At 35.6% G+C, this 14766-nt stretch carries 12 protein-coding genes; 3 read left to right on the plus strand and 9 right to left on the minus strand.

The window, feature by feature from the left end; genetic code table 11:
* Positions 1 to 690 precede the first annotated feature (690 nt).
* The 7 genes from K5Q07_RS00585 to K5Q07_RS00615 form a co-directional block, all read right to left on the minus strand.
* The gene (locus tag K5Q07_RS00585; protein WP_034534194.1) at positions 691 to 1263 is read right to left on the minus strand and encodes a hypothetical protein; all 573 of its coding nucleotides are present in this window, start codon (positions 1261 to 1263) and stop codon (positions 691 to 693) included.
* Positions 1264 to 1616: 353 nt separating this feature from the next.
* Entirely contained in the window at positions 1617 to 1823 is a 207-nt protein-coding gene (locus K5Q07_RS00590; protein WP_034534196.1) for a hypothetical protein, read from the minus strand.
* Entirely contained in the window at positions 1807 to 2319 is a 513-nt protein-coding gene (locus K5Q07_RS00595) for a hypothetical protein (RefSeq protein WP_220729132.1), read from the minus strand. Before K5Q07_RS00595 ends, K5Q07_RS00590 begins: the two co-directional genes overlap by 17 nt.
* A gap of 45 nt (positions 2320 to 2364) precedes the next feature.
* A complete protein-coding gene (locus K5Q07_RS00600) occupies positions 2365 to 2538 on the minus strand; it encodes a hypothetical protein (protein WP_220729133.1) in 174 nt (57 codons plus the stop codon).
* Between the two features lie 790 nt (positions 2539 to 3328).
* Positions 3329 to 3625, minus strand: coding sequence for a hypothetical protein (locus K5Q07_RS00605; RefSeq protein WP_220729134.1), 297 nt, complete (start codon positions 3623 to 3625; stop codon positions 3329 to 3331).
* Positions 3626 to 3710: 85 nt separating this feature from the next.
* Complete coding sequence (locus K5Q07_RS00610; protein WP_220729135.1) at positions 3711 to 3914, minus strand: hypothetical protein; 204 nt, start codon at positions 3912 to 3914, stop codon at positions 3711 to 3713.
* A gap of 15 nt (positions 3915 to 3929) precedes the next feature.
* Positions 3930 to 5123, minus strand: coding sequence for a PucR family transcriptional regulator (locus K5Q07_RS00615; protein ID WP_220729136.1), 1194 nt, complete (start codon positions 5121 to 5123; stop codon positions 3930 to 3932).
* Positions 5124 to 5283: 160 nt separating this feature from the next.
* Here K5Q07_RS00615 and K5Q07_RS00620 point away from each other — a divergent pair, with 160 nt between their 5' ends.
* A complete protein-coding gene (locus tag K5Q07_RS00620; RefSeq protein ID WP_034534205.1) occupies positions 5284 to 5634 on the plus strand; it encodes a hypothetical protein in 351 nt (116 codons plus the stop codon).
* 36 nt (positions 5635 to 5670) lie between these two features.
* Here the strand turns inward: K5Q07_RS00620 and K5Q07_RS00625 are convergent, their stop codons facing one another.
* Complete coding sequence (locus tag K5Q07_RS00625) at positions 5671 to 5820, minus strand: hypothetical protein (RefSeq protein WP_155453936.1); 150 nt, start codon at positions 5818 to 5820, stop codon at positions 5671 to 5673.
* Between the two features lie 161 nt (positions 5821 to 5981).
* Positions 5982 to 6788: a manganese catalase gene (locus K5Q07_RS00630; RefSeq protein WP_053795941.1), complete on the minus strand. Its 807-nt coding sequence runs from the start codon at positions 6786 to 6788 to the stop codon at positions 5982 to 5984.
* A gap of 359 nt (positions 6789 to 7147) precedes the next feature.
* Here K5Q07_RS00630 and K5Q07_RS00635 point away from each other — a divergent pair, with 359 nt between their 5' ends.
* A complete protein-coding gene (locus K5Q07_RS00635; protein ID WP_220729137.1) occupies positions 7148 to 10717 on the plus strand; it encodes a PD-(D/E)XK nuclease family protein in 3570 nt (1189 codons plus the stop codon).
* Complete coding sequence (gene addA, locus K5Q07_RS00640; protein WP_220729138.1) at positions 10717 to 14442, plus strand: helicase-exonuclease AddAB subunit AddA; 3726 nt, start codon at positions 10717 to 10719, stop codon at positions 14440 to 14442. The genes K5Q07_RS00635 and addA overlap by 1 nt, the downstream gene beginning before the upstream one ends.
* Positions 14443 to 14766: the final 324 nt, after the last annotated feature.

Consider the following 14766-nt stretch of genomic DNA (forward strand, 5'->3'; position numbering starts at 1 on the left):
ATAATCAACATAATCAATGGGGGAGTGCTTATTATGAGAGAAATTTATAAATACAGATATTGGTTTTTATTTACCGCTATTGTAATTATTGGCTTTTTAGCAGGTATTGCAGTCGGATTAAATGCCGTCAATGGATAAAATAAAAAAGAGCCAAATGGCTCTTTTTTTAATAGTTAATCATATTAGCTTCTCCAATTGATAATTTAGGAACTTTTACTCTAACACTTGTTTTTTTATTAAATTCCTTTTGATCAATTGTGATTGAATTTGGTTATCTAGCGATTGTCCTAAAGTACTAACTCTTGCATATCCATATCTCATTTGAACGTCCCTTCCTCTTAAAATTGATTTTATAATTATTATTTATTATTGAAAAAGGTTGAAGGTAATATAATCTACCTTCAACCTTTTTCAATAATATTTATAACCATTTAAATAGGATTATGAATAAACAGCATAATATAAAAAATATACAGTAACTAATTACTTGGATATCCGCATTTATAAACCAACTATATACCTTTAGAATGGTAATTACTAAAAGTATTATAAAAACAATGTTAGTTCCTGCAATAATTAGATTATTCATATCAATAATCGAGAAGTATGGTTTTAGTACATACACAAATAAGGATGATATGATTAATGCATAGATAATGTTAAAAACAATGGCTATATTTAATGATTTAATCAAAGGGCAATGTCCACCACCGCTCTTGCAATAATTCCTGCGATAAATTTAGGAATATGAACTCCTTTATATAGGATACTTGTCAAAATGTCCTCAATTTTACCATTAATGCCAGTAGCTATATCAAGAGCCGTCATCAAAGATTTAAATTGAAGAAATTTAAATAAAGCTTTTTTAGTTGTTTCCTTCGTTGGAATGTGCTTAACAACTCTTTCAATTGCTGCATCCCACACTTTTTTTCCAATACGTTTCATAGCAAGTATCATAGCTTTTACACCGACTTTTACTGCAGCAGAGTCGAACCAACGAAGCTCTAAGCTTTCTGGATACTTGCCTTCAGCAGCTAAACTATTAGTAAGATCATTATAAAAATTTTGACCATTATTATCTGTAAAATAGTTTACAGTAGCTTGATTTATTGAATCATTATAAACAACCTTAGAAATGTTTTCTTGTTGTTCGTTAGCGTTAGCATTAGCACGAACATTAGCAGCTGGAATAACAGTGGCGGTACTTACAACTAATGTTAATAAAAAAATAATTGCTAGCTTAAATACATTATTTTTTTGCAACTCTAATCACTCCTATAATTATATTTTTCATAATTATTTTATTATAAAAAATACTGATATTGGTTTAAAAAAAGTTTAATTTTAACCTATTTATTGCATAATTTAATTGCATTAAAGAAATACTCATATAAAAGAGATTACATAATATGCAAATAACTATTAAGTATTTTGCAGTTTAATAAATGATCTATCCAAACTTTGAATAGATCACATCTTTCTATGGATATATCCCACTTCTATAAAACAAATAGATACCTAATCATAAGATATATAAAAAGCATGATGTCTATTATATTTTGTATAGTTAATAAATATCATGCTTAAAAGAATATATTTAATTTTTACTAATTAAATTACTTTTTTTTCTGCTTATCATTCATTTTTAAACGTATTATATGAGTTATAGTTGATATTATAATTACTACCGCAATAGTAGCTATAATGTTCTGACTTGAAGAAAAATTAAATTTACCTGATAAATATCCAGCAGAAGCAGCAATTAAGAATGTAAGCACAAGGTCTGCTACGATAAATATTTTTTTTCTATTGCCATCCAGCATTATTAATCTCCATTTCTATAGTGTTAAGATCTACATATGTACCACCTTTAATAGCTGTAACTGATACATAACCTAAATATGCAGCTAATCCTGTAATAACTAGGTCTGCTAGAACAGATGCTAATCCATCTGTTAAAACTGTTGCAAGCATGTCAGTTATTCTTGCTGTAATTGCAATTCCACCTGTTATTACACCTTGTGTTGTAGTCTTATTCATGTAAAGTCTTACATAATTCCAACCCATTGTTACTTTATTAGAACCATAACGATATAACATATGACCAAATTTTCTATTATTGTTATTCGTATTTGTGTTTGGAATATAATTAGTTATAGACTTACTTGCATGATTAACTGTAGTAAAAACTTTTTTATTATTCAATGATAATTTTATAGATTCATTAGCATTGTTGATTTGGGATTGGATTGTATCCAGTTCTTGTTTTGAAAAATCTTTAGATGCTTCATCACTTAAGACGTATTGATTACCATCCATTGATATGTATTTATCAGCCTTTTTAAATAATTTTGAAATATTATTTCATTGTTTTGATGTTGAATCTTTAGAAATAGAATTATTTTGTTCAACATGAGTAGATTTTACTGAATCAGCCAAAACTTTAGCGTTTGACATTCCTGGGACAGTAACTCCTGCTAAAGTGATGGTTGAGAAAAGAATAATTCCAGTTCTTTTTAAAGATTTGTTTAAATTCAAAATGAAATCCTCCTAAAAATTAATTATGTAACTAATACAAAATATCATCATTTTTAACTTATTGTCAAATAAGTTTTTTAAATAACCTAATTATAGAATTATTTGTTGATTAAATTAAAATATTTTATTTTTGAATTTTTATACAAATAAAGACGCATCCTAATTATTAAGTTATCTACGCTTTTTGTGTTCTCCACAATTAGATTACTGAAAAGCCTGTCGTTTATAAAAATACACGAAACGAAAAGGGCGTAAAAATTTATCTTAGCAATGTAGCTCCATCTACCATCAGAGTTTTTAACAGAGGAAAGGTAATTAAAGAATTCGTGGCAGATTCTAGTGCAAATATAGTTTTTATTAACCAAAAGAAATTAAGAAAATCCAATTCAATCACAATTGATCAAAAGGAATTTCATAAAAAAGTGTTAGAGTAAAAGTTCCTAAGTTATCAATTGGAGAAAACAATGTGATTAACTATTAAAAAAGAGCCGATTGGCTCTTTTTTTATTGCATATATCGAATTTTATATCTTTACAGTTGTCAGAAATGCAGGGATTGAGGATAAGAAAAAATTAATTATTTCCAATGAAGCAGAGAATTTCATTCGTGAAATTACTGAAAATCAAGATGATAGTGAATTTTAAAAAAGACCAGGAATATGTCCTGACCTTTTTTATTTAATTTTTTTTTGAAAATAGAAATTATACAGAAAAATGTTTCTAATAGAGAGATTAAATTCGTTTGTGTTTTCTCCTATAAATTCTGTGAATTTCGGAATATTAATTAAGAACTATATGTCTTTGTTTAAATATTGTTCATATAGTTTATTTTCTTTACTTAACAAGTCAAAAGCAGTTATAGTATCTAATTTTATTAAATTATTTTTTTCTTGTATTTCACTTTCAAAAGTTTGTTGATACCTTTCTTCATCTAAAACGATGTGATTCTTGTCATATGCGATTATGTTTCCTTTATGGAAGTTTTCATCAACACTTGTACAAAGTGATATAACTTTTCTGTTACTCAAGAAAGTTTGGATAATATCATCCAGTTTTTTATTACGTATACTGCTCATTTCTTTTTTCAACTCAAAAGGATCGTATATATCATTCTTTTTATTGCTGTTGACGTAATGAGTAAAAACATTTGTATAGTTGGTATTTAAAGATATTTTAGAAATATCGTTTTATTAGTAATAATGTATATGAATCTAAGAGTCCAGAATCATCTAGTGTTTCAACCAATAGATAATTACCTTTTTCTGACACAATAATTCCCAAAATAAAATCTTCAAACTCAAAGTTATCCCTGGATTTTGAGTATATCTCTAAAACATCATTATTATCGATATACTTATTTATATTGCTATCAATCAAATAAATTAGCCCTCCTTAGTGGTGAATTAAGTATAATTTGGTAGCCATTCTGAGTTGTTCACTATCTGAAACATCGTTTAGGCTCATGTTAAGTAGTTTTTCCAGCTTCTTTAATCTATAAACGGCGGTATTTCTATGAATGAATAGATCGTTGGCCGCCATTGAAATCGATTGATTATCGGCGTAGTAGTAGGAAAGCAATTCGATTAATTCATCTTTTTCGTCATCCTTTAGGTTTAAAACAGGACCGAGGATGGCGTCGACAAACATGTCGGCTTCTTTCTTTGGTACTAGGCTCAAGATATCTTCAACCTGTTGCGGGATGAACTTATTTGGCTTCAATATGTTTTCACGTTTAGCGACATCCAAGGCTTCATCGGCTTCACGAAGTAACTTCTTGAATTGAATCAGTGGCTTGGCATCGTCGGTGTATCCGATTTGCGTCTTTGATCCAACAAAGTTTTCGTGGATGAACTTACTTAGTTCGTTTAATAATGGTAACAAACTCTTTTTAGTTTCGACCAAAATGAATGGCTTGAAATGCCATGAAATCAAGATGATTGGGATTTGTAACTTTTCAAAGTACCAGTAGATATAGTCGTTAACACGGTGCATATCTTCTTGGTGGTGTCCGGTGTCGACGGAATTAATTTCGTCGATTTCAAACGCCTTATACATTGAATTAGAGTCTAGTCCGTTTAGTTTCAAAGTATCTTCGAAGGCATTTTCCGGTAGGTTTTGCGCCAAGATGGTGTCGAACAATTCGTTGCGACGTTGTCTAACTTGGTTCAAATTAATGCTGACCTGCATGCTTTCTAGACTTAGGAGGTTGACCATGTTTTCAATCAATAATTGAGAGCTTAAATCTTCTGGCATCTTCATCGAAAATACCACAAATCTGCGGGTCAACTTGTCCATAGTCTTTAGTGGATAGATGCTGTACTTGTCCAAAAGGGTGACCGGTTCGGTTAGTTCGATGAGTTTTAGATCATGAGTTACGGATTCGAAGAGGGATGCATCCATCTTTGCGTTTTCACTGTATGAACGAAGGCGACCGAAAACATCCATAATATATGCATCACAATTTATTAATTTGGCAATATGGGTAAGAATTTCGTCATCGTCTTTGCTGGCTAATATGTATTTTGATATGTCTAAAGTATCGTTCATGATTTTCTTTAACTGTTCAGCTTCATTATTTGATGGCATGGGCATTCCTCCTGATTTACGTTTTTATTGTGCCTAATATTACCACAATGAATTTGATATTAAACAAAAGATACTCCATATTAAAGTTATTTACATCGATGTGTGAAAGTGATACGGTTAAGGCTAACATTAATTTTGGATTAGAGAGAGGTTATATAAGATGAAAAAAGCAGTTCTCATAATTGTGGCAGCGATTGGCGTCTTGGTAGTGGCAGTTCTTGCCTTTAATATTTACAAGCAATCTGATTTCAGTGTGCAAAATGAATATTACGGTATCGTTCAAAACGATAAAAGTTTGAAGAAATATTGTAAGGAACCAGCAGTTATTAAGTTCATTCAAAAACATCGTAAAGAACATCCGAAATTTACTGATAACCAGGGGTCGGGAAACCTTTTATACTATGTTGTTACATATAGAAACAAATCTTTAACCATTGGTGTTGACGGAAGAGTTGATAGTAGCGGAACTAAAATCACCAAAATTTTTAATGATAGTGATTTAAGCAAATAAACAAAAGACACTCCTAAACAGGAGTGTCTTTTTGATCTATCTAATAAAGTTAACGATTGATTGAATAATGTGGGGAAGCTTCAAAAAGATGTCTGAAGGTTCAATATGTAATAGGGTTAAGTGAAAAGCAATTGAGTTAGAAATCATTTCGGCGATTCCATGAAGTAAAGCGAAAATAAATTGCACGACAAACACTCCTATAAATTTTATTAATCTAATTCTAATTCTATTATGAAAAAATAACAAGTTAAGAAAATATAAAAAAACTCCAACCGAAGTTGGAGTTTTTGTTTGGATTAATAAGTTTAATTGTCGTATTTCGAAAATTGTAGGAGTAAAGGTAGAAATTAGCCTTGGTCGTTGTGTAAACGAGGGTCAGCTGGTTTAACTTCTGGAATACCACCCATAGCTTCTGGGTTTTCTTGGTAAGTGAACTTTTGACCGTCTTTAGCAACTTGGCCTTCGAATTCACGTGAACCTTCACCATCAGAGAAGTTCATTAGAACGTGAGCGTATTCGCTGTGTTCGATATCGTGCATGTTACCAGGAACGATAACACCGTATTTTTCTTCTAGTTCTTCTTGAGCCTTCATGAATTGTAGTTGGTGTTGAGTTTCACGAGCTAATAGGAACTTCAACATGTCACGAACACCTTCGTCATCAGTCATGTCGTATAGACGGCTAACTTGTAGACGAGCTTGTGATTCACGAACAACGTTGAAACGCATGTCAGCAACTAGGTTACCTGATGAAGTAACGTAACCAGCGTTCCATGCAGCACCGTTAGGGTTGTTTAGACCAGCGTTTAGACCATGAACTAATGCATGTTCTGGGTCCATACCTGAAAGTAGGGCAGCCTTAGCTGGGTCATTCTTCATTTCTTCAGTAGTCATAGTAGTTGGTGCACCTTCTAATAGGTAACCAATCATAGTTGAAATCATTTCAACGTGACCAATTTCTTCAGTACCAGTGTCTAATAGTAAGTCTTTGTACTTTTCGTCACCAGTTGATGACCAACCTTGTGATAGGTATGACATCATACCAGTAGTTTCACCCCATTGACCACCTAGGGCTTCTTGTAGACGACGAGCCATAATTGGATCTGGACGATCTGGCTTAGCGTTGTATTGTAGTTTACGAGTATGTCTGAACATAACAGTACCTCTTTCCTTAGATGTTCAAGGCGGTAGACGATTTTATTAAACCCAAGTTAGAGCTTTATCCCAATAAATAAAAATCGATCCTATATTACATCTTAATTGTTTTTTATTGTCCAAAATATCCATACGTTTTGTATTAATATTTTGTGTACGATTTAATATACCACAACCGAATAATTGCACCAAAGATTATGACTCGAAAAACATAAAATTTTTTCAATTAAAAAATTATAATTCACATAAACGCCGTCTTAATAACATTTTTGAAGAGTAACTAAATGTTTGAAATGTCTGACACATCTTTTCACGTATTATATAATTAGAATATTAATTCATGAAAAAGGGGTAATGAAATGTCTTTACAATTTATTTTGGGAACCGCTAGCTACGACCATGAAGAAGTCATCGTTGATTCACTGAAAGAATCAATCAATAATCACCCTGATGATGAATTCTTCTATTTAGTTCCAAACCACATTAAGTTTGAATCCGAAGTGCAAGCTTTAAAGGATTTAAACACCGATAATGAACCAATTTACGCCGAAAGTAAGTTCCAGACTTTCTCCATTACCCGACTTGTCTGGTATTACATGAAGAATAATCAGGAATACCAAAAGACAAGACTAAGCGACTCCGGTATCAGCATGCTGATCTACCAAATCTTAATCGATCACCAGGATGAATTGACCGTTTTTAGGGGTGAAACCGGCCAACCTGGTTTTATTCAAAAATTAGCTCAACAAATCAGTGAAATGCAAGCCGGCCAAATTTCTGCCGACAATTTAGAAAAAATCGTCGACAACAACGACAAAATAAACGCTGGATTGCGCGATAAAATGCATGATTTCATCATCATTTACCGCGCTTTTGAGGAACAAACACAAGGAATCTACCTATACAAATCAGATGTTTTAAATCTTTTCTGTCGTTTCATCGAAAATGACGAATTAGACCTATCCCACAGTCATTTCTACTTCAATGGATTTAACCAATTTACCGCCCAAGAAGCCAAATTGGTGGAATTACTAATCAAGCGCTCCGCTGGGGTCACCATCGGTTTTAACTTGGATCGTAAGTATCCTGACGAATTACCACAAGGACCTAACTTATTCTTCCAATCAGCTAAGTGGTATAACCGTTTCTACAACATTGCCCGTGCCAACAACGTTCCCGTGTTGGTCGATAAAATGGCGAAGAATCTTCGCGTGTCCGATGATTTACACAAACTAGATACATACTGGGCACAATCAACAGGACTGGGCGATATCGACAAGAGCGAACTAAGTAACTCTGATAGTATTCAGGTCTATCGTGCTGATAGTCCGTTTGCCGAAGTGGAAAATATTGCCGTCAAGATTCGCCAAATGGTCGCTCATGGTGGCTACAAATACTCCGATTTCTTAATATTGACTCGTCACTTGGACAAATACCAAAACGTAATCAAACCAGTGTTTAAACTACTCGACATTCCTGCGTTTAACGACGTTACCAAATCAATGGAAGACCATCCATTGGTGGAATTAATCGATGCGCTTTTCAGTCTAGAAAATGGTTCTCGTAAGTATCAATATCAAGATGTAATGCGACTATTGAAGACAGAATTAATGGTCCCAGGTGATGGTAATGGTAACTTTATGAAGACTGATGATTACCGACAATATGTGGCATTAACCGAAAACTTGGTACTAAAGAATGGTTATGAAGGTTCTCGTTGGACTCAAAAGGAAGACTGGCAATACGCATGGTTATCAGATAGTGATTTTGGTGTGCAAGCAGATAAAATGCGTAACATTTCCGGGAAAATTAACGTAATTAGACACTTTATTGGTGATAACTTCCCACCATTCTTCAAGAAGTTGCGAAATGCCAAGACCGGTCAAGAAGCCGCAGCCACATTATTCCAATTTCTAGTGGACATGGGAGTGGTTAGAAGACTAAAGGAATGGCGTAACGACTCCATCTTAAAGGACAACCTATTGGATGCTGCACAACCAGAACAGGTATGGCAAACATTCTGTAATTTATTGGACGACTACGTTTCAATCTTAGGTGACCGTGAATTTGTTTCCGACGACTTTTTGAGTCTTCTTCAAAGTGGATTCTCAGGTGCCAACTACTCACAAATTCCATCAACATTGGACCAAGTTGCCATTTCTGAAAGTGGAATCGTTCAAATGAATAATAGAAAAGTGGTCTTCATGATGGGTGCGACCGACGAAGTAATGCCTGATAAGATTACCAATGAAGCACTATTTAGTGACGCGGACCGTGATGATTTGCGTGACTTCTTTGATGATGACCAATACTTGCGTGAAACTTCTGAAAACCAAATGGCCAACGATCCATTCCTAAACTATCTAGCATTCCTATCAGGTAGTGAAAAGCTAATCTTTTCCTATAGTTTAGGCGATAGTGACGAATCATCAGTGGCCATTTCACCATATGTTTCCAGAATTGCGGAACACTTTGATATTGATATCCAACACATTTCCAGTCATCCTACTGCTGATGCCAAGGATATCTACGAATATGTTGGAACTTATCGTTCAACACTTCGTCACTTAGTTCAAGCCAGCCAAGATGCCAAAATAAATAACTCTAATTTGGCACCAGCATGGCAATATGTATACAACAAACTAGATCAAAACCTAAACTACCGTGATTTAACCAACAAACTATTGGGTGGTTTGGACTACAACAACACACCTACTCAATTGTTGCCAGAAATCGTTACTGGTTTATACGGCGATAAAATCAATACTTCCATCTCTAAGTTGGAACAATTTTACAGCAACCCATACGAATACTTCTTGCGCTATGGTTTGAAGCTAAAAGAACGTGATGTCTTTGACTTATCTCCAGCAAGTACCGGTCAGTTCTATCACGAATCAATGGACCACTTGATGCGCATCGTAAATTCAGAACACATCGACTTGGAAAACTTGGACAAACAAGCAATCAATGAATTGGTTGATACTGTTGTTGCCAAGATGTTAGAAGATCCAAACGACTTCCAATACACCATCTTGAGCAGTTCTAGTCGAATGAATTACATCAAGAACCAATTGATTAAGACCGTTAAACACACAATCGAAACCATTCAAAAACAAAGTAAGTACACACCAATGCGTGCGAAAAAGACCGAAATCTCATTCGGTCAAGTTGGTCATAAGGATGATTTGAAACCACTTAGTTTTGAATTGCCTAAGAGCAACGAACTAACCACTGCAAAGTTGGTTAACGTTCGTGGTCGAATCGATAGAATCGATTCAATGAATGTCGATGGCAAGAACTACCTAGGAATTGTCGACTACAAGTCCAGTGAACGTAAGTTGGACTTCTCACGTGTCTACGACGGAACTTCTATGCAAATGATGACCTACATCGATGTGTTAGCGCACAACCTAGGCATCATCGATGAAGAAGAAAAGGCCGCCTTGGCCGGTGCCGTATACATGCACATCTACAATCCTAAGTACACCAAGGATGATTTGAAGAAATCATTTGAAGAAGCGGTATTAAGCAAACAAAAATACCAAGGGATTCTAGTTAACGACGGTGAGTTATTGGATAAGATTGATAAGACCATCGCAGATGACAAGTACGGTTCATCCAATGTTTACCCATTGAGAAAGAAAAAGGACGGTAGTTTCTACAAGTCCAGTCCAATCGTGCAACCTGAAGACTTGGACCTATTGCTATCTCACAACGAGGACCTAATTAAGAAGGCCGGATTGGAAATCTTTACTGGAAATATCGATTTGAAACCAGCGCGCTTTGGTCAAAACCAAGACGCAATGCAATTTACACCTTATCGTTCAATCATGCAGTTCGATCCGCTATTGAATGAAAACAACTATAGAGACGTGCCTAACTACTCGTTAGAAGACGTCTTGAAAATGCTAAGGGGGGACAATCAATAATGGAATACACAAAGCCACAAAAAGAAGCCGTTACCGGACATTTTGATGAAAACGTCCTCGTTTCAGCCTCAGCTGGTTCTGGTAAGACCCGTGTCTTAGTTGATCGTGTTATCAACAAGTTATTAAACGACCGCGTTAACATTGATGAAATGTTAATCGTTACCTTTACTAAGGCCGCTGCTAAGGAAATGCGTGACCGTATTCAAAAGGCGTTACAACAAGAATTGAAAAAAGCCACTGACTCTGATGTTAAGGCGTTTTTAGTTCGTCAATTACGTCGTTTGCCAGTCGCCGATATTTCAACAATGGACTCATTCTGTCAAAAAATCGTCCAAAGTTACTACTACATTATTGATTTGGACCCTAACTTTAGACTGTTGGCGGACCAAACCGAAAGTCAAATGCTAAAGGAACAGGTCTGGGATTCAGTTCGTGAAGACCTATACGCCAACGATGGTGATGGTTTATTTGCGCAGTTGACCGAAAACTTCTCCAATGACCGTTCCGATGATGGTCTAACCGATTTAGTATTTAGAATTTACGATTACGCCAACGTAAACCGTGACCCAATTGAATGGTTGAAGAATACCACCAAGATTTATGAAATCGATGGGGATGATTTGGTTCATTCCGACTTTTACCAAAACAATCTACTACCATTCATTCAAAATGATTTAACACAACAACGTCTATCTTTTGAATCAGCTAAACGAATTGCAGATGAAAACTTGATGGAAAAAGAAGCAGCAGCCGTTCAAGTCGATATTGATAATATCAACGGTTTATACGATATGTTGCCTGATTCTGATTGGAATGACATCAAGCAAGCCTTTGAAGACGTTAAGTTCAAGGCCTTCCCGCGTGTTACCAAGGACTATGACGACATTGCTAAGGGACTTCACGACCGCATCAAAGACATTCGTGATAACGCCAAGAAGGCGGTTCAAAAACTCCCCGATAAGTACTTCGCGTTAAACGAAGAAGAAAACCTTTCAGTAATGAAGGATTCCAAGCAATTAATCGAAAAGTTAATTCAAGTTGTCCTAGCATTCACCGATAGCTATCAAAAGGCTAAATTGAAGCGTCACTGTCTAGAATTCATTGATGTGGAACATTATGCCTATGATATTCTATCTGGCTCAGACGGCGAATCTAAGGCTGTCAGAGTTAATCTCCAAAATCAATATAATGAAATCATGGTCGATGAATACCAAGATAATAACCGTCTACAAGATGCGATTTTATCGACTTTGGCGAACCCAGAACATAGCAACATGTTCATGGTGGGAGATGTTAAGCAATCCATCTACCGTTTCCGTCTTGCCGATCCATCTATGTTTATCGAACGCATGGACAGTGATGATTGTCACACCATCGTCCTACCAGATAACTTCCGTTCCGCAGAAAACATCGATGACTTCATCAACTTAGTTTTCACTCAAACAATGGACAAACGAGTTGGTGAAATTGATTACACCGGGGATGCCAAACTAAAGGCCGGTGCGAAATACTATCCAGACGAATTACAATCTAATGTTGATGTGATGATTTACGAAAGTAAGGACGATGAAGAAGAACCAATCGACGACCAATTCCAAGTCCAAGACAGTGCACATGGCCAAGTCGAAATGGTTGCCCAAAAGATTAACGAAATGGTCGAAAAGAAGTTACCAGTGTTTGACCGTGACAAACAAGTGATGCGTCCAATTCAATACTCTGATATCTCAATTATTTCCTCGACTAGAAATAACAACTTAATCATTTCCGATATCTTTGGTTCATACAACATTCCAGTCCTAATCAATGGAGCGCAAAGTTACTTTAAGACCACTGAAATTCAAATTATGATGTCGATGTTATCAATCATTGATAATCCATACCAAGACATTCCATTGGTTGCGGTATTGCGTTCACCAATGGTAGGTCTAAACGAAAACCAATTGGCATACTTGAGAATTAACCAAAAGACTGGTGATTACTTCAATGCCGTAATTAACTTTTACGATAATTATGAAAACATGGATCATTCCGAATTTGGTGACCAAGTATTCTCACGTGTAAAGACATTTGTCGAACAATTAAAACACTTCAGAGACGTTGCCCAACAGCATGCGATTGTTGATTTAATCTGGGACATCTACGAAACCACCGGATTCTTGGATTACGTCGGAGGGATGCCTGCCGGAAGACAACGCCAAGCTAACCTACATGCCCTATACGAACGTGCATATGACTACGAACAAACTAGTTTTAAAGGATTATTCCAATTCGTTCGTTTCGTGCGTCGCATGCAAGAAAGAAACGAAGACTTGGATGAAGCCAATGCTGATGATAACCAAGATGCAGTATCAGTAATGACTATTCATGGAAGTAAGGGACTAGAATTCCCTGTTGTTTTCCTAATGGATGCCTCACATGGTTTCAACAGACAAGACAGCAATAAGGCCTACATCCTAAATGACCACTTAGGACTAGGAATTACCTACACCGACCCAGAAACTCGAATCAAACAAGATTCATTGCAACGCCAAGTGGTTGGTGCAATCGAAAACCAAGGATTGTTGGCCGAAGAAATGCGTAAACTATACGTTGCGCTAACCCGTGCGGAACAACAACTATTCATCGTTGGTGCCAGCAAGAATGAAAATAATAGAACCAAGGTCATCGATGCCTGGAACAAGGCCGCCAGTGGTGACACCTTATTAGTCGATGCCGCCTTAAGAAGTGGTGCCAAGAGTTACTTAGACTGGATTGGACCCGCATTGGTCCGTCATCCTAACTTTAGAAACAAGTTCGGCGACGACGTTACCTATAAAGGTTTAGACGATGATCAGACTAACTTTGATGTCGAATTTGTGAATGCCAACGACCTAGCTCAACACAGTCCATCAGGCGACAGTGCTGTCAGTGCCAAGTGGTTAAATCACATCGTTGAAAGTGCCAAGAAGATGGTGCCAAAGGACATCAATGTTGATGATGTTAATCAGGTCTTGGACTTCACTTATCAAAATCAAGTTGCAACTCATACGACTGCTTATCAATCAGTTTCCGAAATTAAACGACTATTTGAAGATCCTGATAGCATTCAATTGGGAAATTATGATGAACATTGGCAAGAAAATAATAAGCAAAAGAATATGTACGTCAGCTCTAACTTCACGGTTCCTAAGTTCATGCAATCAGTTGTCAAACCAAGTGCTGCTGAAGTCGGAACAGCTACCCACTTGTTGCTACAAGAGGTGCCATTGGACCACAAGCCAGAAGTAGGTGATGTGGTAGGGATGCTCCAACGTTTAGTTGCCGATAAGGTCGTTACCCCAGAAATCGCCGGCTTAATTCAAACCCAAGAGGTTATCAATGTGTTTGACAGTGAATTGGGACTACAAATGTTAGCTCATCCAGAACGAATTCATCGTGAAGCACCATTCTCGATGCTAATGGATGCTAACCTGGTATTCCCTGGTTTTAATGCCGATTCACCAGAAAAAATCCTAATTCACGGGATTATTGATGGTTATATCGAATTAGACGACGAGGTCATCTTGTTTGATTACAAGACCGACTACGTGCCAAACGATAGTGATAGAAGTATCAATAAGGCTGTTAAGAAGTACAAGGGTCAAATTAACCTATATGCCAAGGCGTTGGAAAATATCTTGCATAAACCGGTTACCGATAAATTTATCTACCTACTATCAATTAATAAACCAGTCAAAATTAAGTAAAAAAATAACCCTGAACATAAGCGTTCAGGGTTATTTTAATATTTTACTATTAATTTAATAATAGAAATTTAATTTTCCAGATAAATGTATTATACAAATAGTATATTTATTTTTAAGTAAGTTAGACAATAAAAAGGAATATATAAGCATTAAACATTGTGATTAGGTGAACAATGTTGACCTAATTTTTAATCAAAAATGGATATTTTCTTTAAAAAAACATAGTGAAAATTAATTATTTTATGAATGTCAATGGGTTGAAACCCTTTAATTACACTGATAAAATCAAATTGGAAACGTTATTAGTATCTAAATTAAAGGAGG

Origin of the sequence: Apilactobacillus zhangqiuensis (assembly GCF_019656215.1) — a bacterium.
GTDB classification, from domain to species: domain Bacteria; phylum Bacillota; class Bacilli; order Lactobacillales; family Lactobacillaceae; genus Apilactobacillus; species Apilactobacillus zhangqiuensis.